The organism is Bradyrhizobium yuanmingense (genome assembly GCF_029167105.1).
Classification (GTDB): domain Bacteria; phylum Pseudomonadota; class Alphaproteobacteria; order Rhizobiales; family Xanthobacteraceae; genus Bradyrhizobium; species Bradyrhizobium yuanmingense_A.
In genome coordinates this window covers 84,903-110,889 of record NZ_JARFML010000022.1, presented here as the reverse complement: position 1 = coordinate 110,889, position 25,987 = coordinate 84,903, and the positions used below count along the sequence as shown (strand labels likewise).

The 25,987-nt window shown below is 64.8% G+C and carries 29 protein-coding genes and 1 tRNA gene; 13 read left to right on the top strand and 17 right to left on the bottom strand.

Annotated features, from left to right (window positions below):
* Positions 1-222 precede the first annotated feature (222 nt).
* The 3 genes from recJ (at position 223) to P0R31_RS26305 (ending at position 3,857) form a co-directional block, all read left to right on the top strand.
* Positions 223-2,064, top strand: a complete 1,842-nt coding sequence (gene recJ / locus P0R31_RS26315; RefSeq protein WP_275517236.1) for a single-stranded-DNA-specific exonuclease RecJ — start codon at positions 223-225, stop codon at positions 2,062-2,064.
* 88 nt (positions 2,065-2,152) lie between these two features.
* Positions 2,153-2,962 (top strand): SDR family NAD(P)-dependent oxidoreductase, encoded by an 810-nt coding sequence (locus P0R31_RS26310; RefSeq protein WP_275517235.1) that lies wholly within the window; start codon positions 2,153-2,155, stop codon positions 2,960-2,962.
* Between the two features lie 97 nt (positions 2,963-3,059).
* Positions 3,060-3,857: an aldolase gene (locus P0R31_RS26305; protein ID WP_275517233.1), complete on the top strand. Its 798-nt coding sequence runs from the start codon at positions 3,060-3,062 to the stop codon at positions 3,855-3,857.
* A gap of 145 nt (positions 3,858-4,002) precedes the next feature.
* On the opposite strand, the gene P0R31_RS26300 is transcribed toward P0R31_RS26305, so the two are convergent.
* Complete coding sequence (locus P0R31_RS26300; RefSeq protein ID WP_430516862.1) at positions 4,003-4,887, bottom strand: LysR substrate-binding domain-containing protein; 885 nt, start codon at positions 4,885-4,887, stop codon at positions 4,003-4,005.
* Between the two features lie 108 nt (positions 4,888-4,995).
* Between P0R31_RS26300 and P0R31_RS26295 the strand changes: the two genes are divergently transcribed.
* Positions 4,996-5,685 (top strand): FMN-dependent NADH-azoreductase, encoded by a 690-nt coding sequence (locus P0R31_RS26295; protein WP_275517231.1) that lies wholly within the window; start codon positions 4,996-4,998, stop codon positions 5,683-5,685.
* Positions 5,686-5,735: 50 nt separating this feature from the next.
* On the opposite strand, the gene P0R31_RS26290 is transcribed toward P0R31_RS26295, so the two are convergent.
* Positions 5,736-6,965: a lytic murein transglycosylase gene (locus P0R31_RS26290; RefSeq protein WP_275517230.1), complete on the bottom strand. Its 1,230-nt coding sequence runs from the start codon at positions 6,963-6,965 to the stop codon at positions 5,736-5,738.
* 194 nt (positions 6,966-7,159) lie between these two features.
* On the opposite strand from P0R31_RS26290, the gene P0R31_RS26285 reads away from it, so the two are divergent.
* Positions 7,160-7,411: a hypothetical protein gene (locus P0R31_RS26285; protein WP_275517229.1), complete on the top strand. Its 252-nt coding sequence runs from the start codon at positions 7,160-7,162 to the stop codon at positions 7,409-7,411.
* 19 nt (positions 7,412-7,430) lie between these two features.
* Here P0R31_RS26285 and P0R31_RS26280 read toward each other — a convergent pair whose 3' ends face one another.
* The gene (locus tag P0R31_RS26280; RefSeq protein WP_275517228.1) at positions 7,431-7,928 is read right to left on the bottom strand and encodes a MarR family winged helix-turn-helix transcriptional regulator; all 498 of its coding nucleotides are present in this window, start codon (positions 7,926-7,928) and stop codon (positions 7,431-7,433) included.
* 74 nt (positions 7,929-8,002) lie between these two features.
* Between P0R31_RS26280 and P0R31_RS26275 the strand changes: the two genes are divergently transcribed.
* Positions 8,003-8,482 (top strand): carboxymuconolactone decarboxylase family protein, encoded by a 480-nt coding sequence (locus tag P0R31_RS26275; RefSeq protein ID WP_225130391.1) that lies wholly within the window; start codon positions 8,003-8,005, stop codon positions 8,480-8,482.
* Positions 8,483-8,503: 21 nt separating this feature from the next.
* Positions 8,504-9,007, top strand: coding sequence for a cupin domain-containing protein (locus P0R31_RS26270; protein WP_275517226.1), 504 nt, complete (start codon positions 8,504-8,506; stop codon positions 9,005-9,007).
* A 29-nt stretch (positions 9,008-9,036) separates the two neighbouring features.
* Here P0R31_RS26270 and P0R31_RS26265 read toward each other — a convergent pair whose 3' ends face one another.
* From P0R31_RS26265 to efp, 3 genes are all read right to left on the bottom strand, one after another.
* Positions 9,037-10,023, bottom strand: a complete 987-nt coding sequence (locus tag P0R31_RS26265) for a DUF808 domain-containing protein (RefSeq protein ID WP_275517224.1) — start codon at positions 10,021-10,023, stop codon at positions 9,037-9,039.
* 85 nt (positions 10,024-10,108) lie between these two features.
* On the bottom strand, positions 10,109-11,710 hold the full coding sequence (locus P0R31_RS26260) for a M23 family peptidase (protein ID WP_275517223.1): 1,602 nt from the start codon (positions 11,708-11,710) through the stop codon (positions 10,109-10,111).
* 45 nt (positions 11,711-11,755) lie between these two features.
* Positions 11,756-12,322, bottom strand: coding sequence for an elongation factor P (gene efp, locus P0R31_RS26255; RefSeq protein ID WP_028136595.1), 567 nt, complete (start codon positions 12,320-12,322; stop codon positions 11,756-11,758).
* A 162-nt stretch (positions 12,323-12,484) separates the two neighbouring features.
* Between efp and epmA the strand changes: the two genes are divergently transcribed.
* The 3 genes from epmA to P0R31_RS26240 are packed head-to-tail and all read left to right on the top strand — an operon-like array spanning position 12,485 to position 14,926.
* Positions 12,485-13,537 (top strand): EF-P lysine aminoacylase EpmA, encoded by a 1,053-nt coding sequence (gene epmA, locus P0R31_RS26250; protein ID WP_275517222.1) that lies wholly within the window; start codon positions 12,485-12,487, stop codon positions 13,535-13,537.
* Entirely contained in the window at positions 13,534-14,628 is a 1,095-nt protein-coding gene (locus tag P0R31_RS26245) for a lysine-2,3-aminomutase-like protein (protein ID WP_275517221.1), read from the top strand. Before epmA ends, P0R31_RS26245 begins: the two co-directional genes overlap by 4 nt.
* Before the next feature lie 43 nt (positions 14,629-14,671).
* Positions 14,672-14,926 carry a hypothetical protein gene (locus tag P0R31_RS26240; protein WP_035999808.1) on the top strand — a complete coding sequence of 85 codons (255 nt, stop codon included), beginning with the start codon at positions 14,672-14,674 and terminating at the stop codon, positions 14,924-14,926.
* A 61-nt stretch (positions 14,927-14,987) separates the two neighbouring features.
* On the opposite strand, the gene P0R31_RS26235 is transcribed toward P0R31_RS26240, so the two are convergent.
* The 6 genes from P0R31_RS26235 to P0R31_RS26210 form a co-directional block, all read right to left on the bottom strand.
* Entirely contained in the window at positions 14,988-16,073 is a 1,086-nt protein-coding gene (locus P0R31_RS26235) for a 3-deoxy-7-phosphoheptulonate synthase (RefSeq protein WP_275517220.1), read from the bottom strand.
* Positions 16,074-16,307: 234 nt separating this feature from the next.
* Entirely contained in the window at positions 16,308-16,886 is a 579-nt protein-coding gene (locus P0R31_RS26230) for an HdeD family acid-resistance protein (RefSeq protein WP_275517219.1), read from the bottom strand.
* A gap of 69 nt (positions 16,887-16,955) precedes the next feature.
* Positions 16,956-17,996, bottom strand: coding sequence for a PrsW family glutamic-type intramembrane protease (locus tag P0R31_RS26225; protein WP_275517217.1), 1,041 nt, complete (start codon positions 17,994-17,996; stop codon positions 16,956-16,958).
* 337 nt (positions 17,997-18,333) lie between these two features.
* On the bottom strand, positions 18,334-18,606 hold the full coding sequence (locus tag P0R31_RS26220; RefSeq protein ID WP_275517216.1) for a hypothetical protein: 273 nt from the start codon (positions 18,604-18,606) through the stop codon (positions 18,334-18,336).
* Positions 18,607-18,703: 97 nt separating this feature from the next.
* Positions 18,704-19,330, bottom strand: coding sequence for a PilZ domain-containing protein (locus P0R31_RS26215; protein WP_275517214.1), 627 nt, complete (start codon positions 19,328-19,330; stop codon positions 18,704-18,706).
* Positions 19,331-19,664: 334 nt separating this feature from the next.
* Positions 19,665-19,739, bottom strand: a tRNA-Glu gene (locus P0R31_RS26210).
* A 224-nt stretch (positions 19,740-19,963) separates the two neighbouring features.
* On the opposite strand from P0R31_RS26210, the gene P0R31_RS26205 reads away from it, so the two are divergent.
* From P0R31_RS26205 to P0R31_RS26195, 3 genes are read left to right on the top strand one after another with little or no spacing between them, the layout of a single operon-like run.
* Positions 19,964-20,218 carry a PilZ domain-containing protein gene (locus P0R31_RS26205; protein ID WP_197952920.1) on the top strand — a complete coding sequence of 85 codons (255 nt, stop codon included), beginning with the start codon at positions 19,964-19,966 and terminating at the stop codon, positions 20,216-20,218.
* 46 nt (positions 20,219-20,264) lie between these two features.
* The gene (locus P0R31_RS26200) at positions 20,265-20,513 is read left to right on the top strand and encodes a hypothetical protein (protein WP_275517213.1); all 249 of its coding nucleotides are present in this window, start codon (positions 20,265-20,267) and stop codon (positions 20,511-20,513) included.
* Positions 20,514-20,519: 6 nt separating this feature from the next.
* A complete protein-coding gene (locus P0R31_RS26195; RefSeq protein WP_042336342.1) occupies positions 20,520-20,687 on the top strand; it encodes a hypothetical protein in 168 nt (55 codons plus the stop codon).
* Between the two features lie 129 nt (positions 20,688-20,816).
* On the opposite strand, the gene P0R31_RS26190 is transcribed toward P0R31_RS26195, so the two are convergent.
* The 5 genes from P0R31_RS26190 to P0R31_RS26170 all read right to left on the bottom strand — a co-directional run bounded on the left by P0R31_RS26190 (position 20,817) and on the right by P0R31_RS26170 (position 25,809).
* Positions 20,817-21,455, bottom strand: a complete 639-nt coding sequence (locus P0R31_RS26190; protein WP_275517211.1) for a glutathione S-transferase family protein — start codon at positions 21,453-21,455, stop codon at positions 20,817-20,819.
* A gap of 290 nt (positions 21,456-21,745) precedes the next feature.
* Positions 21,746-22,198: a VOC family protein gene (locus P0R31_RS26185; RefSeq protein WP_275517210.1), complete on the bottom strand. Its 453-nt coding sequence runs from the start codon at positions 22,196-22,198 to the stop codon at positions 21,746-21,748.
* A gap of 127 nt (positions 22,199-22,325) precedes the next feature.
* Positions 22,326-22,985, bottom strand: coding sequence for an oxidoreductase (locus P0R31_RS26180; RefSeq protein WP_275517208.1), 660 nt, complete (start codon positions 22,983-22,985; stop codon positions 22,326-22,328).
* 149 nt (positions 22,986-23,134) lie between these two features.
* A complete protein-coding gene (locus tag P0R31_RS26175) occupies positions 23,135-23,980 on the bottom strand; it encodes a hypothetical protein (protein ID WP_275517206.1) in 846 nt (281 codons plus the stop codon).
* Between the two features lie 350 nt (positions 23,981-24,330).
* The gene (locus tag P0R31_RS26170) at positions 24,331-25,809 is read right to left on the bottom strand and encodes a tannase/feruloyl esterase family alpha/beta hydrolase (RefSeq protein WP_430516864.1); all 1,479 of its coding nucleotides are present in this window, start codon (positions 25,807-25,809) and stop codon (positions 24,331-24,333) included.
* Positions 25,810-25,987: the final 178 nt, after the last annotated feature.

Below are 25,987 nucleotides of genomic sequence, written 5' to 3'. Positions count from 1 at the left end.
ATCGAATACGATTCTTTTTCGAGGATTCCGCCTAACGCCTGCTTAATTTGCTGTTTGGCGGGATGCCTAAATGATAGTCACTTCGGCCTGCCTGCTGGCCATCCACCGCTTTGTGCGTCCCGGCCGTTGCAAATCGCCGGGGTTTCCCAGCCAATCCTTTCAAGCCAGTCGCGGCCCCGAGCGTGTCGCCCGGACCCGAGTTCCCAATCGATAGCCCTCGTCATGACGCCTCCCGCATCCGCGCTCCCCGTCGAAGCGCCCCAGGCCTTCCTGGGCGTGGCGCGCTCGCTCACCGACAAGCTGTGGCGCGACCGGCTCGATGCGCGCGGGGCGGCCCAGGCGCTCGCCATCGTGCAGCGGCACCAATTGCCGGAACTGCTGGCGCGGGTGCTGGCCGGCCGCGGTGTCGACATCGATGCCGTCGCCGACTTCCTCGATCCGACCATCCGAAAGCTGCTGCCGGACCCGTTCACGGTGACGGAGATGGAGGCCGCCGCCAAACGCATCGCGGATGCCGCAACCAAGGGCGAGAAGGTTGCGATCTTCGGCGACTACGACGTCGACGGCGCGACCTCGGCGGCGCTGCTGGCCTGGCATCTGCGCCATTGCGGGCTCGATCCGCTGATCCACATTCCCGACCGGATTTTCGAGGGCTACGGCCCCAACACGGAAGCGGTGCGCGCGCTGGCGGCGAAGGGCGCCACGCTGCTGATCACCGTCGATTGCGGCACCACCAGCATCGAGCCGCTCGCCGAGGCCAAGCGCCTCGGCATGTCCGTGGTCGTGATTGACCATCACCAGGCTGGCACGGAGCTGCCGGTGGTGGATGCGCTGGTCAATCCGAACCGGCTCGACGATCTCTCCGGCCTCGGTCATCTCGCCGCGGTCGGCCTCGTGCTGGTGACGCTGGTCGCCGTCAATCGCGAACTGCGCCAGCGCGGCTTCTGGACCAGCGAAATGCCGGAGCCCGACCTGCTCGGCATGCTGCACCACGTCGCGCTCGGCACGGTCGCCGACGTCGCGCCGCTGATCGGCCTCAACCGCGCCTTCGTCGCCAAGGGGCTGATCGCGATGCGTCGGCGCGACCATGTCGGCCATACCGCGCTGATGGACGTGGCGCGGCTCAATGGCCCACCGGAGGCCTGGCATCTCGGCTTCATGCTGGGGCCGCGCGTCAATGCCGGCGGCCGTATCGGCCGCGCCGATCTCGGCGTGCGGCTGCTGCTCGAAGGCGACAGCGTCGAGGCGGCGCGGATCGCGGCCGAGCTCGACCGTCTCAACAGCGAACGTCGCGTCATCGAGCAGGCGGCGGAGGCCCAGGCCGAAGCCGAGGCGCTGGCCTCGATCGGGCTGGAGGATAAGCTCGCCGTGATTGTCACGGCCTCGGAAGGCTGGCATCCCGGCGTGGTCGGCCTCGTCGCCTCCCGCCTGAAGGAGAAGTTCTCGCGGCCGGCCTTTGCCATTGCGCTGGAGCCGGGCGGCATTGGCACTGGCTCCGGCCGCTCGATCGACGGCGTCGATCTCGGCAAGGCGGTGCGGCAGGCGGTCGCCGACGGCATCCTGCTCAAGGGCGGCGGCCACGCCATGGCCGCGGGCGTGACGCTGCGCAAGGAGAAGCTCGCCGAATTCCGTGCCTATATCGAGACCGCGCTGGCGCGCGACGTCGCCGAGGCGCGCCACGTCAACGAGCTCTATATCGACGGCGCCGTCACCGCCCGCGGGGTGACGGCGGAGCTGGCGACGACGCTGAACCGCGCCGGTCCGTTCGGCAGCGGCAATCCGGAGCCGGTGCTGGCGCTGCCCGCGCACCAGCTCGTCTTTGCCGACGAGGTCGGGCAAGCGCATCTGCGCCTGCGTTTCAAGGCGGGCGACGGCGCCATCGTCAACGGCATCGCGTTCCGTTCGGTCGGCCAGAAGCTCGGCAATGCGCTGCTCGCCAATCGCGGCCAGCCGATGCATGTCGCGGGCTCACTCTCGGTCGACCGCTACCAGGGCGCCGAGCGCGTGCAATTCCGCGTCGTCGACGTCGCGCTACCGGATCAGGGGCCATCCGTGATTAGATGACGCATGATCCGGAAAAGTGCGAAGCGGTTTTCCGACAAAGATCATGCGCAAAATATAACGGGCCAAACAACAAAAAAAGGGAGTGAACATGGCAGGGCAGGTTGAGGGCAAGGTCGCACTGGTGACGGGCGGCGCCTCCGGCATTGGCGAGGCGACAGTCGAGCTGTTCGCGCGCGAAGGCGCCACGGTCGTCGCCACCGACATCGACGAGCTGAGGGGCCCCGAGCTCGTCAGGCGCATCACCAGGGACGGCGGCAAGGCGATCTTTCTGGAGCAGGACGTCACCAGCGAAGAGCGCTGGATCGAGATCGTCGCCGAGATCGCAAAGCGCTTCGGCCGGCTCGACGTGCTCGTCTCCAATGCGGGCATCGGCATTTCCGTGCCGTCGATCGTCGACATGACGCTCGCGGACTGGCGCAAGCAGAATGCGATCAATCTCGATGGCGTGTTTCTTTCGGTGAAGCATTGCCTGCCCCTGATGCGCAAAATGGGCGGCGGCTCGATCATCATGATGTCCTCGCTGGCGGGCCTGCGCGGCTCGCCCGGATTGTCGGCCTATTCGGCGACCAAGGGCGGCGTGCGGCTGTTCGCCAAATCCATCGCGATGGAATGCGCGGCCGCGGGCGACGGCATCCGGGTCAATTCGGTTCACCCCGGCATCATCGATACCCCGATCTGGGGCAAGATCCCGACGGGGGCGGCGGGCGCCGGCCAGAACGCCCCGATCGATCCGGAGGAGCGCGCCCGCGTCGTCACGCCGCTTGGCCGCGCCGGCCAGGCCGCGGAAATCGCCTCGGGCGTGCTGTATCTCGCCTCCGATGGCTCGCGCTACGTCACCGGCAGCGAGCTCGTCATCGACGGCGGCATGAACGCCGGCGGCGTGCCGCGGCGCGCTTGAGCTGCGCAGGGCAGGGTGGCGGCCGCAGGGGCTGACGCGCAAGCGCAGCCCCTGTACAAGATGGGGCAGCTCCCGACCGAGAGAGGTGTCCTTCGCCATGGCGCACAGCCTTCACGCTTCTTCACCCGCGCCCGCGCCATTCCGCTCGAACCGGCCGGACCTCGCCACCGACGCGATCCGTACCGCGCGCGAGGACCTCGCGGCCTGCTTCCGCATGGCGGCGCGCAACGGCTTTGAGGAGGGCATCTGCAACCACTTCTCGGCGGTCGTGCCGGGCCATGACGACCTGTTCCTCGTCAACCCCTACGGCTACGCCTTTCGCGAGTTGACGGCGTCAAAGCTCCTGATCTGCGACTTCCATGGCAACGTGCTCGAGGGCGAGGGCGTGCCCGAGGCGACCGCATTCTACATCCATGCCGAGATGCACAGGCTGCTGCCGCGCGCCAAGGTCGCCTTCCACACCCACATGCCCTATGCGACGGCGCTGTCGATGATCGAGGGCGAGCCCCTGATCTGGGCCGGCCAGACCGCGCTGAAATTCTACGGGCGCACCGCCGTCGACCGCGACTACAACGGCCTCGCGCTCGACAGCCGCGAAGGCGCGCGTATCGCCTCCGCCGTCGGGGATGCCGACATCGTCTTCATGAAGCATCACGGCGTGATGGTGCTGGCGCCGACCATCGCGGAAGCCTGGGACGATCTCTATTATCTCGAGCGCGCCGCCGAGGTGCAGGTGCTGGCGATGTCGACGGGGCGGAAGGTGCTGCCGGTCGATCCCGCCGTTGCGGCGGAGACCTACAGGCAGATGCGCGAGGGCGATTCCGAATCCGCTCGGCTGCATCTTGCCGCGATCCGGCGTCAGCTGGATGCGGAGGAGCCGCAATATCGGCACTGAAAGCAAGGATGTCATTCCGGGGCGCGCGAAGCGCGAGCCCGGAATCCATCGTGCAGCAAGCCATGCCGCACAGGTGCGGCTCTCGTCACTGACGGCGGCATGAACGCCGGCGGCGTGCCGCGGCGCGCTTGAGCCGCGCTGCGCATCACCGGGCCGCGTCGAACTCTGACTTCAGCCAGTGTCGTACAGCCTCGACCGGCTCGGTGAGCGGCCGGTCGCGGCTGCGGACCAAGTGCAGCGAAAAGCCTTCCAGCTCCGGCCCGAATGGTGCGACCAGCGTTCCCCGCGAAAGTTCGTCGGCGACGAGCACAAGACTGTGCAAAGCGACACCAGCGCCGGCGACGGTTGCCTGGATGGCATGGGTTTCATCGCTGAAACGCACGCCGGCGCGCGCATCAACGTCGTTAATGCCGGCCGTCTTGAGCCAGCGCCGCCAGGTCGGATTTCGGGCATCACGACGGTGCCAGTCGAAATGTAGCAGCGTTGCTGAGCGCAGGTCGCTCGGTCTTCGGATGCCCAAGCGCGGACTGACCACCGGCGCGAAACGATCGACCGTGAGCGGCTCGGCAATCAGATCGGGATAAGGACCGGAACCGTAGCGAAGCGCGAGGTCCGCGGTCGAATTGAGATCGACCGCCTCCAAGGTCGCAAGCAATGTGAGATCAATGTCGGCTCTGCTCTTTCGGAGCCCAGCAAGACGCGGCACCAGCCATTTGGCTGTGAAAGCCGGCGTCGCCGAAAGTGTGACCACCGCCCGGCGTCGCTTCCGGCTCAATCCCTCCAGAACACGCGCAAACGCATCAAAGCCGTCGCGCAGGACCGGAAGCAGGACCTGACCTTCCGCGGTGAGCAGAACCTGCCGCGTCCGGCGCTCGAACAGCCTGACTCCGACCGTCTGCTCCAGCTGTCGCACTTGATGGCTGATCGCGGTCGGCGTGACGTGAAGCTCATCGGCGGCGCGCTTGAAGCTGAGGTGACGTGCCGCCGCTTCAAATGCACGCAATCCCGCCAGCGGAGGAAGCCTTCTCATCGCGAACTCGAGGATGAATGCAGTTCATCCATAAGCTGAGCAACTTTCGTTTGTCAACGACGGGGCCTGAACCGATCTATTGGGCAAACAGATGAGAGGAGTTTTGCAATGCAACTGCTACAAATCGATTCAAGCGCGCGGTTCGAGCCTTCAGATGAAAATCCGCGCGGTTCGCACACCAGGCGTCTGACTCAGCGTTTCGTCCAACGATGGCTACAGTCGCGGCCGGGGGGTCGCGTCGTCAGCCGCGACCTCGGTCGCTTCGCACCGAGTCCGGTGACGGACGACTGGGTCAAGGCGGCCTTCGCGAAGCCCGATCGACGCGAGCCATGGATGAGAGAGGCTTTGGCGGAAAGCGATGCGCTGGTCGACGAGTTGATCTCAGCTGATCTGATCGTCGCGGGCGTGCCAATGTACAATTTCGGTGTGCCAGCGCAGTTCAAGGCATACATAGACAACGTTGTTCGGGTCGGACGCACATTCGGCTTCGACCGATCATGTCCGGACAATCCATATTCGCAGCTGCTAGCGGACATGGACAAGCGTCTTGTCCTGCTCGGCTCGCGCGGAGACTACGGGTACGATCCGGGCGGGCGTATGGCCGCCGTCAATCATGTCGAAGGAGCCGTCCGGGACGTGTTTGCTTTCATCGGGATCACGGCCTTCCACTGCATCGCAGTCGAGTACGACGAATTCGCCGACGATCGGTTGCAGGCGTCCATTGCCGCGGCCGAGCGTGCCGTGGATGACCTCGTCGACGAACTGCTGAAGCTGACAGAACAGCGAAACGCGGCTTGAGTGCCGCTGCAGCTGCGGGGAAAGCGCCAGCGCCGGCGCTTCCGTCCGTGCTAGTTGGTTTGCCGCAGCTTGGCCAGCACTTTGAGTCCGCCGTAGCCATCGGCGGGGGCGATCCCGACCTTCTGCTGAAACTCCTTGACCGCTTTCATGGTGTCGTTGCCGACGCGGCCGTCGGTGCCGCCGGTGTCGAAGCCGGCCTTGGTCAGGCGCGTCTGCATCTCCTGCACCTCGGCGAGCGTCAACGCACGCTCGGAGCCCGGGAAGGGCTGGATGAAGGGCGGGGCTCCCAGGCAGCGATCCCCGAGATGGCAGATCGCCAGTGCGTAGTTCATGGAAGGGTTGTAGCTCTTCACCGAGTAGAAATTCGGCCCGAGCAGGAAGGTCGGTCCGCCCGCAACCGGCGCCCACATCTGCGCGGATGCGTTGGGCTGCGGAAATGGTTGGCCGTCGGCACGCGTCACGCCGGCCGCCTGCCAGGCCGCATAGGTCCGGCTGCCGCTGATGTTGGCGGGCGCACGCACCTCGTAGCCCCAGTGCTCGCCGCGGTGCCACTTGCCGCGATTGACGAGATATTTCGCGGTCGAGCCCAGCGCATCGTCGGGCTTGCCGAACGGCGAGACCTTGCCGTCGCCGTCATAATCGATGCCGACATTGAGCCAGACCTCCGGCATCCATTGCGAATGGCCCATCGCGCCGGCCCATGATCCGCGCATGTCCTCCGGCGCGGACCAGCCCTTGTCGACGATGCGCAGTGCATTGATCAGCTCGGTCTCCCAATAGGCCTTGCGGCGCGGCTCGTTCCAGGCGAGCGCGGCGAGCGAGGGAAACACCGGCCTCATGTGGTTCTGCTGCACCAGCGGATCGCCATAGGCGGACTCGACGCCCCATAGCGCCAGCAGCGTGCCGCGCTCGACCCCGAAATCGCGCTCGATGCGTGCGAACAGCGCCTCGTTGTTCTTCAGCGCGATCTTGCCGTTGATGATGCGCCAGTCCGAGACGCGGCGGTTGATGTACTGCCAAACCTGCTCGCGGAATTCGGGCTGGTTGCGCATCTGCGCGAACACGCTCATGTCCGGTTCGACCCGTCCCATCGCGCGCTGCCATGTCGCGGCGGAAATGCCTTTTGCCATCGCGCGCGTACGAAAGCTCTCGCGCCATTCGTCGAAGCCGGCAGGCGCGGCGAGGGCGCGGGTGGGAAGCGCGAGCAAAGCGGCTGCGCCGAGCGTCGATTGGAGCAGGGCGCGGCGTGTGTGACGGGGCGAGGAATCAGTGTGCTTCATGGGCACATTCTAGCCGGAAACATGGCACGCGTGAGTCGGTTCCGAAACGGCCGCGTGCGTCAACTCGGCCCGACCCCGTCGGTCGTTCCCACCGGAACAAGTGCTGCACTCCCGCATTCCCTCCACGCCAGGACGAGGAGAAGAGCCGGCCATGGTCGGGCCGTCCTTCCTGTTCATCGAAGCATCGGGGTGGAATGAAGATACGCACACATGCCGAAAGCCATATCGTCGAACTCGAAGACGGATCGCAATGGAAGATCTTTCCCGGCGACCTCGCGACGACGCTGAGCTGGAAGCCCGAAACCGATCTGCGTCTGGAGCCGAGCGGTGAGCGGGTGAATTCGCACGTGCTGGTCAATCCCGCCGACCAGACCCGCGTGCGGGTGATCGCGGCCGACCAGAGCTGGCCGGACGGCGCAGTCAAGAACGCCTTGAAAGGCGGGTAGCACCAGGGGCCGCAGTCGCCTACTCCTCCTGCAGGTCAGCCGCGATTCCGGCAAGCCAACGCCGGATCGTGGTTTCCGCCTTTGAATCCAGATTGCGAGCGAGCCGCTTCTCCAATTCGAGCACACGCTGCCGGCACGCCTTCAGAAGTGTCGCGCCGCGCGGAGTCAGCGTCCATTGCTGGATGCGGCCGTGAACGGGATGAGGCGTCATCGCAATCGCGCCGTCGCGTTCGAGATTGCGGATGATGACGCCGACGGTCTGGGGCGTCAGGAAGGTGAGGCGGGCGACATCGGCCCCCGATAAGCCCGGATAGGCGTTCAGCATCGTCAGCACCGCGAATTGCGGCGAGGTCACGCCGAGATCGGCGAGCGTGCGCTCCATCGTCAGGCGAACCGCGGCGTTGGCCTGGCGCAGCAGGTAGCCGAGATAGCCTTGCTCGCCGCGCTTGCCTTCGCCCGGTGCCGGGACATGCACCGCGCCGGCTGCAGCGGCCTTGCGGCCCGATTGCAATGTCATGACAATCGTCTTGCGAACATATAAGAACTCTTATAATGTATCTGAGCTCTTATAATATGCCGAGGTGAATGGCAATGGCACACGCCCGCAGCGAATACGAAGATTTCAAGCGGATCGCGCCCGATGCGTTTGATCTGGTGCTGGCGCTGGGCCAGCTTGCGGCCAAGGCCGGCCTCGACAAGCAGCTGCTCGAGCTGGTCAAGCTGCGCGCCTCGCAGATCAACGGCTGCGCGTTCTGCGTTCAGCACCACGTCCTGCTGTCGGAACGGATCGGCGTTCCCCTCGACAAGCTTCATCTGCTCGCGGTCTGGCGCGAGGCGCCGATCTTTTCGCCGCGCGAGCGGGCTGCGCTCGCCTGGGCCGAGGCGCTGACCTGTCTGCCGGACGGCGTCAGCGAGGAGGTCTACGCGGAAGCGTCCGGCGAATTCTCCGAGACTGAACTGACCTACCTGACCTCGGCGGTCGCCTCGATCAACGTCTGGAACCGGTTTGGCGCGGCGTTTCGCTGGACGCCTGCACAGCGGCCGGCGGCCGCCGTTGCAGCTTCGTCCTGACGGAGAGAGGGGAAGATCACGATGACAGCGATGAGCCTTTCGGCCGTGCAATGTCCGGCGCCGTCACGTTCGGCCGCGTTTGCGGTCCTAGCAGGATTTGTCTGTGCGCTTGCGATCGGCAAGGCTCTGCCGGTGACGATCGACAGCGTGTCCAGCGCCCTCGCGCCGCTCTGCGCGACGGCGGCGGAGGGCTCGCCGCTCGACAAGGTCGAGCCGATCGGCTCCTACGCGCTTCCGAACGTGCCCGGCAAGCGCGTTACCATCGTGCGCGTGTCCTATGGTCCGGGCGGGTTTTCGCGGCCGCATCGTCACTCCGGCTCCGTCACCGCCTACATCACCAAGGGCGAGATCCGCTCGCAGCTCGGCGGCGGCCCGGTCGAGACGTTCGGCGTCGGCCAGTCCTTCTTCGAACCGCCGGGCTCGACGCATCTGGTCTCGGCCAATGCCAGCATGACCGAGCCGGCGGAATTGATCGCGGTGTTCGTGGCGGATGAGGGCGCGCAGCTGACGACGTTCCTGGAATAGGCTGCGCGCGTCATCCGCAATGGCTGTGCTCAAGCCGATCGCGATCGTCTCAACCGCTTCCAGGCCGGCGCTAGCCCGTATTGGACGACCGGAATGGCAACCGCGCCGACGAGCAGTCCAAGCGCACCCGAGATGGCTGCCTCGACCGACCATTCGACGATGCCGGCAACGGATGGAAGAAGATGTGCGGCAGCCTCGGTTATGGCATGGACCGTGTGGCCGATCGCGGGTGGGCCGTACTTCTCGATGCCGTGCAGGATGATGCCACCGCCGACCCAGATCATGGCGGCGGTGCCGATCGTGCTCAGCACCGCCAGGAAAACGGGCATGCCGCGGACGAGCGCGCGTCCAAGCAATCGGATCGCGCCGCCGGCGAGCGAGGCGCCGTCGAACCGCGCGAGGGCCATGCCGGCATCGTCCGCTTTCACGATCAGGGCCACCACGCCATAGACGCCAACGGTGATGAAGAGGCCGACCAGCGCCAGCACCAGCGCCTGCGTCCAGATGCTGCCCGCCGGGAGGGCCGCCAGCGTGATCGCCATGATCTCCGCCGACAGGATGAAATCCGTCTTGATGGCGCCAGCGACCTTCTCGTCCTCGACCGACTGGGCATTCAACGCAATCGGCTCGAGCTGAGCTTCGTGCTGGTGCGCATGATGCGGCATCACGGCTTCGAGCACCTTTTCGGCGCCCTCATAGCAGAGAAAGGCGCCGCCCAGCATCAGCAGCGGCGTGACCGCAGCGGGAAGGAAATAGCCGAGCAGCAGGGCAATCGGCAGCAAGATCAGCAGTTTGTTGCGTAGCGATCCGACCGCGATCTTGCCGACGATCGGCAGCTCGCGTTTCGAAGCGAAACCGATGACGTAGTTCGGCGTGACCGCCGCATCGTCGATGACCACGCCAGCCGCCTTTGTGCCTGCCTTGGCTGCCTGGCTAGCGACATCGTCGAGCGAGGCTGCAGCCACCTTTGCGATCCCCGCGATATCGTCGAGAAGACCGATCAGTCCGACACTCATCAACCCATCCTTCTTCGTTCGAGCGGGGGCGAGCGCGACCAGACCAGATGCGTCCTGCCCGCTCCAGCAACGAACCAGTACGCTGTCAGTTCTCCTCGCCGCCCGCTCCCTCGCGCAAGTCAGGCTTGAGCACGTCTTCCGGCAGCGCATGGGCCACCGGCTGCGCCGTGACCGCGATCTCCGGGCCGATCTCGCGGCCGCGCGCGCGGATCAGCCGTTCATAGGCCGAGACCAGCGTCACGTAGGGACTGACCCAGATCCAGCCATCGCGGGTGAACACCTGGACGTCGAAATGCAGGTGCATCGAGGTGCCCGCGGGACGGTCGAGGTAGTTCGAGATCACGCCGATCTTCTCGCCTTCGGTGACGATGCGGCCGTTGAGCACGCCATCGGCGTTCATCGCATGCGGATTCATGTGCATGTAGCGGAAACGAATGTGCTCGGTGCGGCTATTGACCTGAAGCGTTGCGGCCTGGTCCTTGGCTCCACGGATGACGATTGCGTCACGCACGGCGACGACGCCGCGCCGCTTGGGATCGCACGGCTCGCGGCCTTCACCGGGCGGCGGGCAGTCGGCGGCGCGGATGTCCTCGCCCTGGTGGCCGTAACCCCCGCCGCATTGCCACACCTCGAAACTGCGCGACTCGCAGAAATTGTCGCGCCAGGGATAGGCGGTCGGGCCTTCGCTCTTGTCGCGCTTGCCGAAGGATTGGGAGCGCACGAAGGCGGGCGCCTTTTCCAAGGGAAAGCGGATCTGGGCATAGGCCATGGCGTCGGGATGACCGCCCTGCTTGCGGTAGCCGGTGTTCGGAATGATGTCGCCGCTCGGCCGGTAGCTGAAATCCGGTGAACGCACCGCGGGGCGGTCGATAATGTTGGACGCAATATCCGCCAGGGGCCGCATGCGCTGGCCCCCTGCGACGCGCAGCGCCTTCAGGAAGCGCTCGGCGACCGGATAGGCCTCCTTGCAGGCGAGCCGCCGTGGCCTTGCGACACTGTCGAGGCACTGGATCGAGACCACATAGGCGGCGCCGAAGCGGGTGAAGGCGTAGCGCACATAGCCTTCCCGGATGAACCTGCGCAGATCCGGGTAGGTCGCGGCGAGCGGCTTGACTGGCTCGCCCTTGCCCCCGGCCGGATCGGCGATGTCGTAGATCAGCGCCGAGCCCGTGATATGCACCTGGACGGGCTTTGCGTACACCCGGCTCGGCATGCCGTCACCGGCGCCGGGCTCGAGCGAGAAGGTCGCGCTGTAGCCGGCGGGACCGGCATCGAACATGTCGACGGGATTGAAGTCGGCCTGGTAGCGCGACAGCGCGAGCGTCGCCGGCGCGCCGCTGCGCTGCGCGTCGAGATACGCGGCGGCGTCGAACGGCAGCAGCACGGGGACGGGACTTCGGGTAATGCCGGTGAAGAAGCGCGAGGAGACCGCGTTGAGCTGCACCAGTGCGGGCATCGCGCGCGGATCGTAGCGCGGCACCGAGCGACGGGGCGCGAAGATGAAGTCGCCCGCAATCTGGGGACGGCTGTTGATCTCGCTGCGCAGCTGGTCGAGCGCCGCGCGCCACTCGATGCGCAGGGCCGTCAGCGAGGGGCTGCGGAACTCGTCCGCAGCGAGCGGTGCGGCAACGAGAAGCGACGGCAACGCCAGGAGAAGCGAGACGAAGCGGAGACTGTTCCTGCCCACTGCTTCGCCTCCCGGCGGTACCTGTTCCGATCCTCGATGGCTCGCTTAGTCCTTGGCACGCTCGGAGTAGGAGCCGTCTTCGGTCATCACCACAATGCGCGTGCCGACCGAAATGTGCGGCGGCACGGTGGTGCGCACGCCGTTGGACAGCACCGCCGGCTTGTAGGAGGAGGAGGCGGTCTGGCCCTTGGTCACCGGCTCGGTCTCCACCACTTCCAGCGTCACGCGCTGCGGCAGTGCGATCGACACCGGATTGGTGTCATGCATCGACAGTTTGACGGTCATGTCCGGCTGAAGATACGCGGCCGCGTCGCCGACGACGTCCTTGGAAACCTGAACTTGGTCGTAGGTCTCGGGGTTCATGAAGTGGTAGCCATCGCCATCTTCGTAAAGGAAGGTGTAGTTGCGCTCTTCGATGGTGGCCTTTTCGACCTGGTCGGTGGTCTTGTAGCGTTCCGAGATCTTTACCCCGTCCGAGATTCGGCGCATTTCGATCTGGCTGACCGGGGTTCCCTTGCCGGGATGGATGTTCTCGGCGCTCACGACGACATAGAGCTTGCCGTCTTGCTCGATCACGTTGCCCTTGCGAATAGAACTGGCGATGACTCTCAAAGCTGTATTTCCTGCTTGCTTGGCCCGGCACCAGCCAGGACGTGGTCGAATTGCTGGGGGACTTGGGGCCTCAAATCGGACCTCGGCACCCGTTTCGGGCCGCAACATACTGATTTTGCCGTTGGATGCCAGCATTTTGCTGCCGGCTGGGGCGGTCGGTTGATGGCTGGGGACAAGCCAATGTCGTCGTTTTGGTCGCCCGCGCGCCACCTCGATCGACGGCCGTTCCTCCAGGCCAGGGGCGCCGTGACCGGAGCTTTGCGGGGGTTTTTCGCCGAACAGGGGTTTGTGGAGGTCGAAACCTCCGTTCTCCAGGTCTCTCCGGGCAACGAGACCCATCTGCACGCCCCCAGGACCGAGATCATGCGGCCCGACGGCAGCCGGGCCAGCCGATACCTGCGCACCTCACCCGAATTCGCCTGCAAGAAGCTGCTGGCGGCGGGCGAGATGCGGATTTTCGAGTTCGCACGGGTGTTCCGGGACCGCGAGCGCGGCGACCTGCATCTGCCCGAATTCACCATGCTGGAATGGTACCGGGCGGGAGCGCCCTATGATGCAATCATGGCCGATTGCGTCGTCGTGATCGCCCGAGCGGCGCAGGCGACCGGGATCGGAACCTTCTCCTTCCGCGGCCGGACCGCCGATCCCTTCGCCGAGCCGGAGCTCCTGACGGTCGCGGGCGCCTTCGCGCAGTTCGCCGGCGTCGACCTGCTGTCGACAATCTCGGGCGGCGAGGGTAACCGTGCGGCGCTCGCCGCGGCGGCAGCCGGTAAGGTCCGTGTCGCCGAGGACGACACCTGGTCGGACATCTTCAGCAAGGTGCTGGTCGAGCACGTCGAGCCGCAGCTGGGGCAGGGGCGTTTGACCATCCTGTTCGAATACCCATCTCCAGAAGCGGCGCTGGCGCGGGTGAAGACGGACGATCCGAGGGTCGCCGAACGTTTCGAGATCTATGCCTGCGGCGTCGAGCTCGCCAACGGCTTTGGAGAGCTGACCGATGCCGAGGAGCAGCGCAAACGCTTCACGGAATCCATGACGGAGAAGCAGCGCCGCTATGGCGAAGCCTATCCGCTCGACGAGGATTTTCTGGCGGCGGTCGCCGCAATGCCGGAGGCGAGCGGTGTCGCGCTCGGCTTCGACCGGCTGGTGATGCTGGCGAGCGGCGCCACACGAATTGATCAGGTGGTGTGGACACCGCCTGCGGATGAGAGATGACAAAGACGAACCTTGCACGCACTCTACGCGAACCTGCCGAGCTGGTAGCCGAGGGCCTGGCGCCCGCATCGGCGCTGCCGGCGCTCGAACGCGTCGCTGCGCGCTATGCCGTGGCGATCACGCCTGATCTGGTCGGGTTGATCGATGCGACGGATCCCAACGATCCCATCGCGCGGCAATTCGTTCCTGTTTCGGCCGAGCTCGAGGCGCAGCCGGGCGAGAATGCCGATCCGATCGGCGATCACCCGCATTCGCCGGTGGCGGGAATCGTGCACCGCTATCCCGACCGCGTGCTGTTCAAGCTCGTGCATGTCTGCGCGGTCTATTGCCGCTTCTGCTTCCGCCGCGAGATGGTCGGGCCCGGCAAGGAGAATGCGCTGTCGGAGAGCGCCTATCGCACCGCGATCGACTACATCCGGTCGCATGACGAGATCTGGGAAGTGATCCTGACCGGCGGCGATCCCCTGATGCTGTCGCCGCGGCGGATGAGCGAGATCATGGCCGACCTTGCGGCCATCGATCACGTCAAGATCATCCGTCTCCACACCCGTGTCCCGGTGGCCGAACCCGCGCGCGTCAGCGCAGAGATGGTTGCAGCCCTGAAGGTTGCGGGCGCGGCCACCTGGGTCGCGGTGCACGCCAATCACGCGCGCGAACTGACGGGGGCCGCGCGTGATGCCTGCGCGCGGCTCGTCGATGCTGGAATTCCCCTGGTGAGCCAGTCTGTGCTTTTGCGCGGGGTCAACGATAACATCGCCGCTCTGTCAGATTTGATGCGAGCTTTCGTCGAATGCCGGATCAAGCCCTATTATCTGCATCACGGCGATCTCGCCCCGGGAACGGCGCATCTGCGAACGACGTTGGCAGAGGGGCAGGCCTTGATGCGGCAGTTGCGCGGGCGGGTGTCGGGCCTGTGTCAGCCGGACTATGTCATCGACATTCCCGGCGGTGCCGGCAAGTCGCCGGTGGGTCCGAATTACGTGTCGGCGGTGAAAAATACCGCAAACGAGACAAGTGAAGCGGAATCAGAAACGCGCTATCGTATCGTCGACTATTGCGGCGACGTTCATCTCTATCCGCCCGAAACGTGAGTGGCGACGGCATGGACGCCGATTTGAGAATGGAGAAATGGACATGACGAAGATCATGCTGGCAGTATCGCTCGTGGTCTTGCTTGGCGGCGCGGCTGTTGCGCAGACCGGCGGCTCGAAGGGATCGACATCGAGCGGCGCATCGTCCGGATCGGTGTTGCCGGCGCCGGTCGGTCATCGCCAGCCGCGTGCCAGCGATGTGCCCAGCGAGAAGAATCTGAGCGATCCGAACGATCCGCTCAGCAAGGAAAACCAGGCGCTCGACAAGAAGATCAAGAGCATCTGCCGCGGCTGCTGAGGCTTTCACCTCTCCCCGTCGGGGAGAGGTGAGGAATGAGCCATCCTAAGCTCGTCATCCGTCAGGCTGACCTCTCGTGCAGTCCGGCGCGCCGGATGTTGCGGCGGATTTCGACGGCGTCGGCGAGCTGCTCGAGCGTCTTCGACGTCGTTGCCCAGTCGATGCAACCGTCGGTGATGCTCTGCCCATAGGTAAGCGGCTTGCCCGGCACGACATCCTGGCGGCCGGCAACGAGATTGCTCTCGATCATCACGCCCATGATGCGGTTTTCGCCGCCTGAGATCTGGCCGGCAATGTCCGCCATCACCAGCGGCTGGTTCTCCGGCTTCTTGCTCGAATTGGCGTGGCTCGCATCCACCATCACCAGCGGCGCGACGCCGGATTTCGTTAGCTCGTTGCAGGCTGCCGCAATGCTTGCCGCGTCATAATTCGGCTTGCTGCCGCCACGCAGGATGATGTGGCAGTCCTCGTTGCCGGCGGTCGAGGCGATCGCCGAGCGGCCGAGCTTCGTGACGGCCATGAAATGATGGGGATGCGAGGCTGATTTCACCGCATCGGCCGCGATCCGCACATTGCCGTCGGTGCCGTTCTTGAAGCCGACCGGGCAGGACAGGCCCGAAGCCAGCTCGCGATGGATCTGGCTCTCGGTGGTGCGCGCGCCGATCGCAGCCCAGGAGACGAGGTCGGCGATGTATTGCGGTGTCGTCATGTCGAGAAACTCGGTGCCGGCGGGCAGGCCGAGATTGTTCACCGCCGCGAGCACGTTCCGCGCAAGCCGTAGCCCCTTGTTGATGTCGAAGCTGCCGTCGAGATCGGGATCGTTGATCAGGCCCTTCCAGCCGACCGTGGTGCGCGGCTTCTCGAAATAGACCCGCATCACGATTTCGAGCTGATCGGCGAGATCCTCGCGCAGTCTTGCCAGGCGCTCGGCGTAGTCGAGCGCCGCCTTGGGATCATGCACCGAGCAGGGGCCGACGACGACCAGAAGGCGGTCGTCCTGATTGCTCAGGATGGCATGGATGGCGTTGCGCGCGGCCATCACCACACGCGTCGCAGTGAGCGTGCGCGGGACTTCCCGCATCACCTCTTCCGGCGTGCTCAGCTCTTTCAGTTCGCGGATACGAAGATCGTCGGTCGTGCTCAGCACGGCGGGCTCCTGTCTGTTCTAGAACCTGCCGGCCAATAAAAAAGCCGCCAGGTCTGGCGGCTGTTCGGACGTTTGCTGCAATGTTTTAGATTGAGCGCGATCCTCCCGCCGCCAGCGAGCTGTCGTAGCTAAAATACCAAAAATAGCTGGTGGCGACGGTGATCATGGGAAGGCGATATAGCGTGCCGCTGACGCCTTGTCACCCCCTATCAGGATGTGGAGCGACGAGGCGCCTCAGGTGTTGCCGTTGCGTGCCGCCAGCGCCATGCCGATCAGGGTGGCGCCGCCGAACAGCAGGTTGATGCCGACGAGGACGCCAATGGCCCACTCCGCCGAGCTCGGCAGTCCCGTGATCACCATGAACGAGATCGCGATGTCGACGAGGCCCGAGATCAGCAGCCACGACCAGCGGCCGCTGAGCTCTCGGCGGTGTTCCAGCGCGTACATGATGGTGGCGACGCCCTCGGCGAGGAAATAGGCGCCGAGCACGATGGTCAGCGTCAGCACGGCCTGCATCGGCCGGGCCAGCAGCAGCAAGCCGGCGAGAACGGCCAGCGCAGCCGAAATCAGCGACCACCAGAAGCCCGGCGTGCTGCGCGCCCAATAGGTCGCGATGAGCCCGCCGATGCCGCCGATCAGGAACATCCAGCCGAGGAAGATCGCGGTCGCAAGACTGGCGAGCGGCGGCAGGACGAGCGCGGCAATGCCGAGGACGGCAAGCAGGATCCCCTCGAACAGAAAAGCCTTCCAATGCGCCTTGACCGCCTGGTTCATCTCGGATTGCAGGCGGGAAAATTGATCGGGCGATGTCATCGTCTGGCTCCGGACGAGAGGATTGCGTCCCAATCTAGTGGGCCTGTCGCGGGTTCGCCATGCGTTGGATCAAGTGCCGCCGGGCGCCGACGAAAAGCCTTCTGCGTTGGTGCGAATGCGGTTGCGGCCGAGAATGTAGATCGCCGATGTGACAATCAGAAGCGCAAGGCCGAGCAGGATCGAGACGAAACCGATCGGAATCAGCGCCAGCGTCAGGTTGCGCTCGGGGTTGATCAGCCAGTGATGGATCGAGGTCAGGACGAAGGCGAGCCCGACGAAGCCGATGCCGCCGCCGGCGAGCAGCAGCGCCCACATCCGGCGCAGCTGGCTGAGCCGCTCGCGCGCGACATCGGTTCGCGGCGCGTGGTGGCGCGCGACGCGCCGGACCAGGCGGATGGCGAAGGCGATCGAGCCGAAGCCGATCAGCAGGCTCGCAGCGCCCAACCACATGCGGAGTGTCGGATCGAGATCGGGCATGCGCTGGAGCGTCAGCAGCGGGAAGTCGAAGGCCGTATGCAGCGCGAGCGGGCCACCGAAGATCAACAGCCGGCTGGAGAGACGTGCCCAATCGCGATGGTGGCGGTTTGCGCCGAGCGCCGTCCCGGCGCGCGCGATGGTCAGGTAGGCGCCGGCGATGATGCCGAGCGCACCATGGAAGGGGACGGTCAGGACACTGCGCAGCGCGGCGAGCGAGCGCCACATGTCGGCGTGCTGGACCAGGTAGGCGAGATTCTCGTAGGCGGCGAAGCCGAGGCCGACCGCGGCGCCGTAGACAACGGTGTCCATCGGATTGGCAAAGGTGCGTCGCTTGGTCGAGGAGACCAGCACGATGGCGAGCACCTTGACGGCCTCCTCGGGCAGCGCGACGCCGAAGATCGAATGCATGGCGAGCGCCGCCCAGGGATCGTCGGGGGCGGCGACCATCTTGGCGAAGGGGGCGCGGGCGAGGCCCAGCAGTGAGATGCTGGCCGCCCCTAACAGGAATGCGGTCCAGACCTGAGCCGGCGGTCCCGGGCGTTCCTCGGCGGCGATGACGAGCCAGAGCAACAGCAGCGCCGGGGCGATAGCGGCAGTTCCGACGACGGTGGGGAGCGCTTCGATCAGGTACATTGGCGCCGAAAATAGGTTCCCTTGGTCCGCTTATCTACGTTCACCGATGCGACCATGTGTCATGCGCCGGCTGTCGGCTCCCTGAAGGCGTGCGACAGCTGCCGTTCATCCGGGCTCCTTGTGGGGAGTAGAATGCGAATGCAATCAATTGCATGATGGCAGAAGCTCGCCAGTCACGGCAACGATTGCCCGGCGCGCTGCGGATCGAGATTTGCAAGCGAGCTCAAGGAAATGCGCGGGATTCCTCGATTCCTGGGCGTACCTAGCCCGGCGGCCGATCCGCGGGTGCGATGGCCTCGCTCGAAACGCAGCGGACCGGCCGCTGGCCTTCGTCTGGTCAGTGCGTGGTGATCGCAGGCGGCGCGTCGGGTGCAATGTCGAAGGCGCCGAGATGGAATTCCTCGCCGGCGAACTCGTTTGACTCGGAATGCTGTGCCAGCAGCGTGAACGCGGCCTGCGGGTATCGCTTCCAGATCTCGAGATCGCCGGCGGTGATGGTGAGCCAGCCGAACGTGTACATGTAGCGTCCGGGCTCGGTGACCCGGCCGACCCTGTCCCAGGTGATCTTGCCAAGCTTGATCTTATCGACCGTGATCTTGTCGACTGCCATTCGGTCCCCCGATCGCAAGTCTGCAAAATGACGTCCGGCCCGAGGCACAGACCTGCAAAAGTTGATCCGGCATTGGGGCCGCTATAGGGCGGCGAATTCAGGCCGACTTCAGCAAGGGCGCGCGGACGATCAGGCGGGTGAGGTCGTCCCGGTCCTGCTTTTCGGCGAACTTGACCGCAAAGCCGTGGTCGAACTTTCGGATCACCCGCCCGACGCAGGCGCCGACCGCAAGCGGGGTTCCGATCGCCGGATCGTACTCGGAGGACACCGCGACGCCGGCCGTCGAGACGTCGATGATGAAGCACGGGTGACTGCTGCCGTCCGCGAGGGTCAGCACGGTGTGCGAGACCTGCGGAACCAAACGCGCGTCACGCCGCAGCTCCCGAACGCTGGCATCCTTCTGCTTCTTCTCGAGCCATGTCAGCTTTTCCGACATCCAGGCGCGCCGCGCCCGCGTCATCTCGAGCTCCATTAGGAAGCCCGCCTTCAGCGTCGCGCTGATGGTGCCCTGGAATTCGCCGAAATCCTCGAAGTAGGAGGTCAAGCGCTCGCCGACCTTGCCGACCACGGGCACGTCCACGATCATCCGGAACGGCGAGACGCGCTTGGTCCGGCAGGCGAAGCTGCGGAGCTTGCCCTCGCAATCGTACCAGCGGGGCAGCGAGTAGCTGCCGCTGACCGCAACCTCCACTGCTCGCTGCCTGAGGAAGTCTGCGACGGACATGAGCGCTGACCGGGGGGTTCGGGGTTTTTCCGTAATTCCACGGTACCGATCAAACTCTAAGCAAGTGATACTGCTGCCCAAGAGCTGGGGTAAATTTTCGGTAAATGGCGCTGGACAATGATGTCCAGGATGCGCGGCATAAGGTCCTTGGCAGGCGCCATGTGACCGCATGAGACCTGCCGCGATCCGAAGAACGCCAATAGCAACGCCAGTGCGCCGACGCCGCGGCAAGCTTGACCGCCATCCAGATCAACCCGTCCGGAGCGAGTTCAAAGCCGAACCATGGGGCGGAGCGAGGGGCGAGGGTTCATGCTGCCGCGGCGGCTTGCGCCTCTGGCGCTCCCTAGCGGAATCGAACCGCTCTCTCCACCGTGAAAGGGTGGCGTCCTAACCGATAGACGAAGGGAGCAAACTCAGGGCCCTGCCGATTGGCCCGGCACGGCCGCTGGCCGGCCGGACAGGGCCCGGCGGCTTGCAGCGGGCGAACGTATAGTGGCCTTTGCGCTGTCGGGCAAGCCGTTCGGGAATGGTCTTTTGGCTCCGGTGGATAGCCGCGAGCCCGGGATCATTCGGAGGCGATTTCAACGGTTTGTTAGCGTTCCCTGCGTAGCGCTGGTCGGGGAGATTTTGCCGATGCCACCGCCGAAGAAGCGCGCAGCCCGCAAGCTGCTGTCGCAGCACGCCTGGATCACGCTGGACGGCGGCTTCGCCGCGCGGCACTGCCTGGTCCAGGACATCTCGGATTCGGGCGCCAAGATCACCCTCGACGAGGACGCTAGCCAGCTTCCCGGCGTGATCCGGATGGCCTTCGCACGCGATGCGCGAACCGGGCGGAGCTGCCAAGTGGTCTGGCGCCGCGGCAAGTCGGCCGGCGTCAGGTTCCTCTAGTCGCGCCGCCATGGCGCGCGCGGCCGGCCCGGGCTACAAGGCGGCGATGCGCACGCCGCTCCTCATCCTATTCTCCCTGCTGGCCACGTCCGCGACCGCGGCTGAGAGCCTGCGCCTGCCGCCTGCGGAGCCGCCGCAGGCCGGCAAGGCGCTGCCGCTGAACGGCAGCACGGCCGGCAAGGGGAGGGCAGGCGCGTGCGCCTCCTACGGCCCGGGCTTCGTGATGGCCGAGGGCACCGGGACCTGCGTCAAGCTCGGCGGCTCGACCAGCGTCGACACCGGCATCCGGCGCTGAATGCCCATGCCCGCGGATCTGGTGCGGCTCGACATCATCGTCCCCGTGCTGATGTATTGCGCGCTGCTCTGGTGGGTCGGCCGCGGCCTCAGCTGGACCGCGCGGCTGGCAACGGCCGCGGTGACACTGCTGCTGATCATCGTCGTGCTGCTGGTCGAGCGCGGCTGGCGCTAAGGCCTCGAAACAAAACCGCGAAAACAACCCCATGCACAGTAGCCGTCAAGCGCTGCCGTAACGCCGCGGGGCATGCGCCGGAACGACGATTATGCGCGTCCTCACCGCGGCTTGAGCGGCGTCGCCGGCTCACGACATCGGCGGTGCGACGAATTGCGCAAATCCGGGCCGCTTGCCCAGCTCGGCGAGCCAGCGCGTCAGGTGCGGCTGGGCCGGCCGGCTGATGCCTTCGACCCCGAGCCAGCGCCGCGCATAGGATCCGATCGCGATGTCAGCGAGCGTGAACGCATCGCCTTCGAAGAAGCGGCGCGTGGCGAGCAGGCGGTCGGCGATGGCCCAGACCTCGGCGGCGGCATCGGCATCGCGCTGCACCTGGATCATGTCGCGCTCGGCGGGCGCGGTGCGGACGATGCCCCAGAACACCGGGCGGTCGACCGGCTGCACCGTCGACAGCGTCCAGTCGAGCCAGCGGTCGACCGAGGCGCGCTGCTTCGGCGCCTCGGGGTAGATCGGCGTGCCGCGGCCATGCGCAAGGCAGAGGTAGCGCATGATCGAGTTGGACTCCCACAGCACGAAGTCGCCCTCGACCAGCGTCGGGATCCGCGCGTTGGGATTCATCGCGAGATAATCGGCCTCGCGCGTCTTGCAGTATTGCATGCCGGCGTCGATGCGCTCGTAAGCGAGGCCGAGTTCGGTGCAGCACCACAGCACCTTCTGCACGTTGACCGAGTTGGCGCGGCCCCAGATCGTCAGCTTGGTGTCAGGCATGAAGCGTCTCCCCGCATTGTCGCTTGCTGCGGGTGATAGCGGAATTCGGCGCGCCGGGCGATGCGCGATTGCATCGCGCCCGTCATGCAAAAAGCTCCGCACGCGGCGGAGCTTTCCTTGCAAAGTTCAAGCTTTTCGCTCAGCGGCCGAAGAACAGCCACAACAGAATGATCACCGGGATCGGCACGCCAATCATCCAAAGCAACAGCCCTCTCGCCATCGCATCCTCCTCCAATCGGTTTCGTGAAAGGAGAACGCCGCCGGCAAGCGCTTGTTCCTGCGCGAAGTTTCTACCAGTGGCCGGTATTGGGCATCGACGTCCACGGCTCCTGCGGCGGCTTCGGATCGCCCTTCTGCAGCAGCTCGATCGAGTGCAAGTCCGGTGAGCGGACGAAGGCCATGTTGCCGTCGCGCGGCGGACGGTTGATGGTGACGCCCGCCTTCATCAGCTTCTCGCAGGTGGCATAGATGTCGTCGACCTCATATGCGAGATGGCCGAAGAAGCGGTCCTCGCCATACTTCTCCTCGTCCCAATTATAGGTGAGCTCGACCAGCGGCGCCCCGCGCGTCGGCGGCTGCTTCTTCAGGGCTTCGAGATCGTCCGCCGAGCACAGGAACACCAGTGTGAACCGCCCCTTGTCGTTCTCGATCCGCCGCACCTCCTTCAGCCCCAGCGCATCCTGGTAGAACTTCAGCGCGACATCGAGATTGCGCACGCGCAGCATGGTGTGGAGGTATCGCATGGTTGTTGCTCCCTGTGGACGGAGGGTTTTGCTTTGGGCCGGGACGGCGGGGTAGGAGATAGCAGGAAAAGGAGAGGAGGGGCAGGGGGCCGAGGCAAATGTGCGTGAAGGTTCGGCCCGGACTGCGTCACGTTCGAAGCAGCGCCGCCATCTCCTTCCAATGATAGATCTGCACCTTCTCGGTTTGATGCCGCGCTGCTTTGGCGATGGCGTGCGCGATGTCGCTCCCGGCGAGCCCGCGATAGCGGTCGGCCGGGCCGACGAGCAGCGGATTGAGCACGCTCCATATCGTGATGATGAGGCGTTCACGCGGGCGGTCCTCGTCGCGCGCCCCGAGGATCATCGACGGGCGGAAAATATGCGTGTGCTCGAAATCGAGCGCGAGAATGTCGCGCTCCACCTCGCCCTTGGTCCTGAGATAGAACACGCCGGAAGCGGCGTTGGCGCCAACGGCCGTGACCAGAAACACCGAGCGCGCGCCGTTCGCTTTGGCGATCTCGGCCGCGAGCAGCGGATAATCGTGATCGATTTTGTAGTACCCGGCCTCGTCAGGCGTGTGCTTGCGCGTCGTCCCCAGCGCGATGAAGACCTCGTCCGCAACCAGTTGCGGCTTGAGTGCGGGCAGGGAAGCGAGATCGCCGATCAGCACCGTGAGCTTCGGATCGCTCACCGCCAGCGGCTTGCGGGCCACCGCCACAACCTGCGAATAGTCGGGACTGCCCAACAGGTCGCGCAGCAAATGCGAGCCGATGAAGCCGGTTGGCCCGAAGACAAGGGCGGTTCTCATTCAAGCCACCGTTTTGCGTTGATTGCGTGATCGGTTGGTGAAAGTCAGTTGAGTGGCGCCCCTTGAAATGCTTGTCACTGCATTTATCGTGTCGCACTTAAGGGGTGCAGTCCAACACCGTCACCGGAAGCATGCAATAACGCGGGTCATCACTTCGCATCCTCTCCGGTTTGGACATATAGGACGCCCAAATCGGCAAGCGACGTTTGGCCGACTGGTTTTGGGGCGTCAAAGGCAGCAATCTCCTTCTCGAAGGCTGCCTGCCGTGCAAGCTCCTCCTTCTTTTTCTGATCCTCCTCCAGGATGATTATTGTGGCACCTTTGATGAGGTTGAAGGCGGAGAGGCAGGTCTCCTCGTCCAACTCATGGATGCCACGGCTCATGATGGAATAGAGCTTGGTATTTCGGACGAGGAAGTCGGGAAGGTGATCCTTGAGGTGCTGGACGCGCTCGGCCATCCGCATTTCCCTGAATTCCTTCTCGGACCATTTCTCGGCGTCCTTGAATTCATCGAAACGGTCCTGAATAAGCTTTTCAAAGATCCGCCGCATGTAGACGAACGAGCCGATCCCGACGCCGTGAGCCGCAAGGCCGATCGCCTTGTGGAATTCGGAGGCGTATGACCCGAGGAGCTTCGCGTATGTCTTGCTCTGGTCCTGGGATATGTCGGCAAATGACGGGTACTGCCCTATTTTCTGAAGGACTCCCGCCACTAAGCGGATGTGAAAAATAGCAACGTGGTAGTTCTCGTCACGAACGCACTTGAGGTACACGGTACCGCTGAAATGAGGCTTATGGTCTGCCGTAGAGTTTAGATCGCTATGACTTGTAGGCGAGTAGATAAAGGTGCTTTCCCGCCCGCAGCCCTTGCACCATCCATCCACTCGATGGCCGCTTCGGAAGATGCTGTTCGCTGTATCGTAGTCGATCTCCTGCGGGGCATAGAGAGGTGTACTGAAAAAGAAGTCCTGGGTGTTTGTAAAAGTGGGGGCCATGGTTCAACCACGTGGATCGATATTACAGTTGCGCACATTCTTAATTTGTAATTCTTCGGCTTGTAAGCACCCGCACAGGATTTAGTCTTTAATGCCTTATCCTGCCAATTAAGCAATTGATGTCGCTAAAGAAAGCAGGCCCGTGGGCGGGGACGACGTTGGGAATCCGCTAAACAAAATCGGCATTATCTGTATTGGGGGTAAGCGTCGTTCTCAGGCCACCGCTCGAGAATACGGTGACAGCTCGTAGGATGGGTAGAGCACTTGCGAAACCCATCATTTTCGTCACGCAACAAGGCTCTCGATGGGTTTCGCTTCGCTCTACCCATCCTACGAGCTGCAAATATTCCCTACTTGCACTCAAAGCTCTCTGCGCTCTCCGGATCGCCTTGGCCCTTGTACTGCGCGTGTTGCGGATAGGCGCAAAGCGGCCGAGTGCGGCCGGGAAAGGCGGGTCCCGATGCGACCACCGCATCGGGCGCCTTGCCGTCTTCCACCCAGTTCACGACCGCGGTGAGGAGATCGAAACGATCGAGCGCTGCGCCGCTCGAGCAGTGACCCATGCCGGGCACCAGGAAGGCCCGGCTCGATTTCTCCCGCACCAATTCCATGCCGCCGGAATCGGCTGCCATGCGCTCGTAGTAATTCACGGTGTCTTGCGCCGAGAACCAGGGATCGCTCACACCGTGGTAAAACAGCAGCTTGCCGCCATGGCCGAAGTAGCTCGAAAGATTGGTCCAGTAGGCGGTGTTGGTGAGGCGATCCATCCCGCTCGCATTGACCCGGTCTTCGAGCTGATCGACGTTGATGTTTTCCCAAACAGGCGGTCCGACCGGACTGCGCGCGCCTGTTGTCAGGATGCCGGGAATGGCAACGCCTTCGGCGGCCACGCCGCTGTCCCACGGGAACGGCGGGTAGACCTGCGTGCCGCGTGAATTCTTCGGCCCGGCAAAAGCCTTCTTCAAGGCATCGACCTGCGGCGGCGCCAGGCAGAAATCCGTCTTGTCATCCGTCTTGTCGCCCTTGCAGGTGAGGACCGCGGGATCGAATTGACAGGCCTTGCTGTCGAAGATCAGGCCGTCCTTGACGCCGTCCTTGGCGTCGCAGGCATCGAGGATCGCGTTCGTGATCAGCTTCCGCTCGCCTGCGGAAAATGTCCTGGCGGGGTCCGGCTTGCCGGAAGCATCTTTCGGCGCGATCTGGCTGAAGGCAGCGTTGGCCCAGGCAAGACCGATATTGGAATTGCCGGTGCGCATCGCAGGCGCGCCGGCGACGATGCCGTCGAATTGTTCGGGATAGCGCGCCGACGCCAGCATGCCTTCGCGGCCCCCGGTCGAGCACCCCGTGAAATAGGAACGCTTTGCGGGCTGGCCGTAGTAATGCGCGACGATCGCCTTGGCGGCAATCGTCACCTTGCCGACGGATGAATTGGCGAAGTTGAGCGCGGCTTCCTGGTCCTTCAGGAACGAGGCATCGAACACCGCGCCTTGATGACCGCTATCGGTCGAGACCACGGCAAAGCCGCGCGCCAGCGCCGGCACCTCGCCGGCCGCGTGGTAACCCAGCGGCGGGCGGATCGAGCCGTTCAAACCGCCGCCGCCCTGAAACAAAAACCGGCCGTTCCAGCGATCGGGCAGGGCAACGGCAAAGCCGATCGCGTATGACTTGCCCTCGACGCCCACGCGCTGATCGATCACGCCATCCGCGCGGCAGTTCGGCGGTAGCGCCACCGATACGGTGGCCGGCGCCGGCGGCGACGGCTGCACGGTCCCCGGCGGCGCCTCCGGCACCAGCTCGGCCTTGGTGATCGTTGCCGTCGTTCCCGGCATCTTCCAGCCGGTCAAGTCAGCGCATCTGAGCGCAGGTGGTATGTTGGCCGAATTGTCGGCGCTTGTCGGCGCGATCGCAATGACCATGATGGCCGCTACTAGACACAGGCAAGCCATCGCATCATCAAGCGCCACATTTCTTTTTCGCTGCATCGTTGCTCCCTGCCGCTTTCTGATT

Excerpts from the sequence above, each read along its gene's own strand:
- recJ (WP_275517236.1), top strand. The coding sequence starts at position 223 with ATGACGCCTCCCGCATCCGCGCTCCCCGTCGAAGCGCCCCAGGCCTTC.
- P0R31_RS26265 (WP_275517224.1), bottom strand. The coding sequence starts at position 10,023 with ATGAGTGTCGGACTGATCGGTCTTCTCGACGATATCGCGGGGATCGCA.
- P0R31_RS26200 (WP_275517213.1), top strand. The coding sequence starts at position 20,265 with ATGCGCACGCCGCTCCTCATCCTATTCTCCCTGCTGGCCACGTCCGCG.
- P0R31_RS26285 (WP_275517229.1), top strand. The coding sequence starts at position 7,160 with ATGAAGATACGCACACATGCCGAAAGCCATATCGTCGAACTCGAAGAC.
- P0R31_RS26290 (WP_275517230.1), bottom strand. The coding sequence starts at position 6,965 with ATGAAGCACACTGATTCCTCGCCCCGTCACACACGCCGCGCCCTGCTC.
- epmA (WP_275517222.1), top strand. The coding sequence starts at position 12,485 with ATGGCTGGGGACAAGCCAATGTCGTCGTTTTGGTCGCCCGCGCGCCAC.
- P0R31_RS26300 (WP_430516862.1), bottom strand. The coding sequence starts at position 4,887 with ATGAGAAGGCTTCCTCCGCTGGCGGGATTGCGTGCATTTGAAGCGGCG.
- P0R31_RS26175 (WP_275517206.1), bottom strand. The coding sequence starts at position 23,980 with ATGGCCCCCACTTTTACAAACACCCAGGACTTCTTTTTCAGTACACCT.
- P0R31_RS26205 (WP_197952920.1), top strand. The coding sequence starts at position 19,964 with ATGCCACCGCCGAAGAAGCGCGCAGCCCGCAAGCTGCTGTCGCAGCAC.
- P0R31_RS26280 (WP_275517228.1), bottom strand. The coding sequence starts at position 7,928 with ATGACATTGCAATCGGGCCGCAAGGCCGCTGCAGCCGGCGCGGTGCAT.
- P0R31_RS26275 (WP_225130391.1), top strand. The coding sequence starts at position 8,003 with ATGGCACACGCCCGCAGCGAATACGAAGATTTCAAGCGGATCGCGCCC.
- P0R31_RS26240 (WP_035999808.1), top strand. The coding sequence starts at position 14,672 with ATGACGAAGATCATGCTGGCAGTATCGCTCGTGGTCTTGCTTGGCGGC.
- P0R31_RS26170 (WP_430516864.1), bottom strand. The coding sequence starts at position 25,809 with ATGCCGGGAACGACGGCAACGATCACCAAGGCCGAGCTGGTGCCGGAG.
- P0R31_RS26185 (WP_275517210.1), bottom strand. The coding sequence starts at position 22,198 with ATGCGATACCTCCACACCATGCTGCGCGTGCGCAATCTCGATGTCGCG.
- P0R31_RS26305 (WP_275517233.1), top strand. The coding sequence starts at position 3,060 with ATGGCGCACAGCCTTCACGCTTCTTCACCCGCGCCCGCGCCATTCCGC.
- P0R31_RS26220 (WP_275517216.1), bottom strand. The coding sequence starts at position 18,606 with ATGGCAGTCGACAAGATCACGGTCGATAAGATCAAGCTTGGCAAGATC.
- P0R31_RS26310 (WP_275517235.1), top strand. The coding sequence starts at position 2,153 with ATGGCAGGGCAGGTTGAGGGCAAGGTCGCACTGGTGACGGGCGGCGCC.
- P0R31_RS26270 (WP_275517226.1), top strand. The coding sequence starts at position 8,504 with ATGACAGCGATGAGCCTTTCGGCCGTGCAATGTCCGGCGCCGTCACGT.
- P0R31_RS26295 (WP_275517231.1), top strand. The coding sequence starts at position 4,996 with ATGCAACTGCTACAAATCGATTCAAGCGCGCGGTTCGAGCCTTCAGAT.
- P0R31_RS26215 (WP_275517214.1), bottom strand. The coding sequence starts at position 19,330 with ATGTCCGTCGCAGACTTCCTCAGGCAGCGAGCAGTGGAGGTTGCGGTC.
- P0R31_RS26180 (WP_275517208.1), bottom strand. The coding sequence starts at position 22,985 with ATGAGAACCGCCCTTGTCTTCGGGCCAACCGGCTTCATCGGCTCGCAT.
- P0R31_RS26225 (WP_275517217.1), bottom strand. The coding sequence starts at position 17,996 with ATGTACCTGATCGAAGCGCTCCCCACCGTCGTCGGAACTGCCGCTATC.
- P0R31_RS26190 (WP_275517211.1), bottom strand. The coding sequence starts at position 21,455 with ATGCCTGACACCAAGCTGACGATCTGGGGCCGCGCCAACTCGGTCAAC.
- P0R31_RS26230 (WP_275517219.1), bottom strand. The coding sequence starts at position 16,886 with ATGACATCGCCCGATCAATTTTCCCGCCTGCAATCCGAGATGAACCAG.
- P0R31_RS26245 (WP_275517221.1), top strand. The coding sequence starts at position 13,534 with ATGACAAAGACGAACCTTGCACGCACTCTACGCGAACCTGCCGAGCTG.
- P0R31_RS26195 (WP_042336342.1), top strand. The coding sequence starts at position 20,520 with ATGCCCGCGGATCTGGTGCGGCTCGACATCATCGTCCCCGTGCTGATG.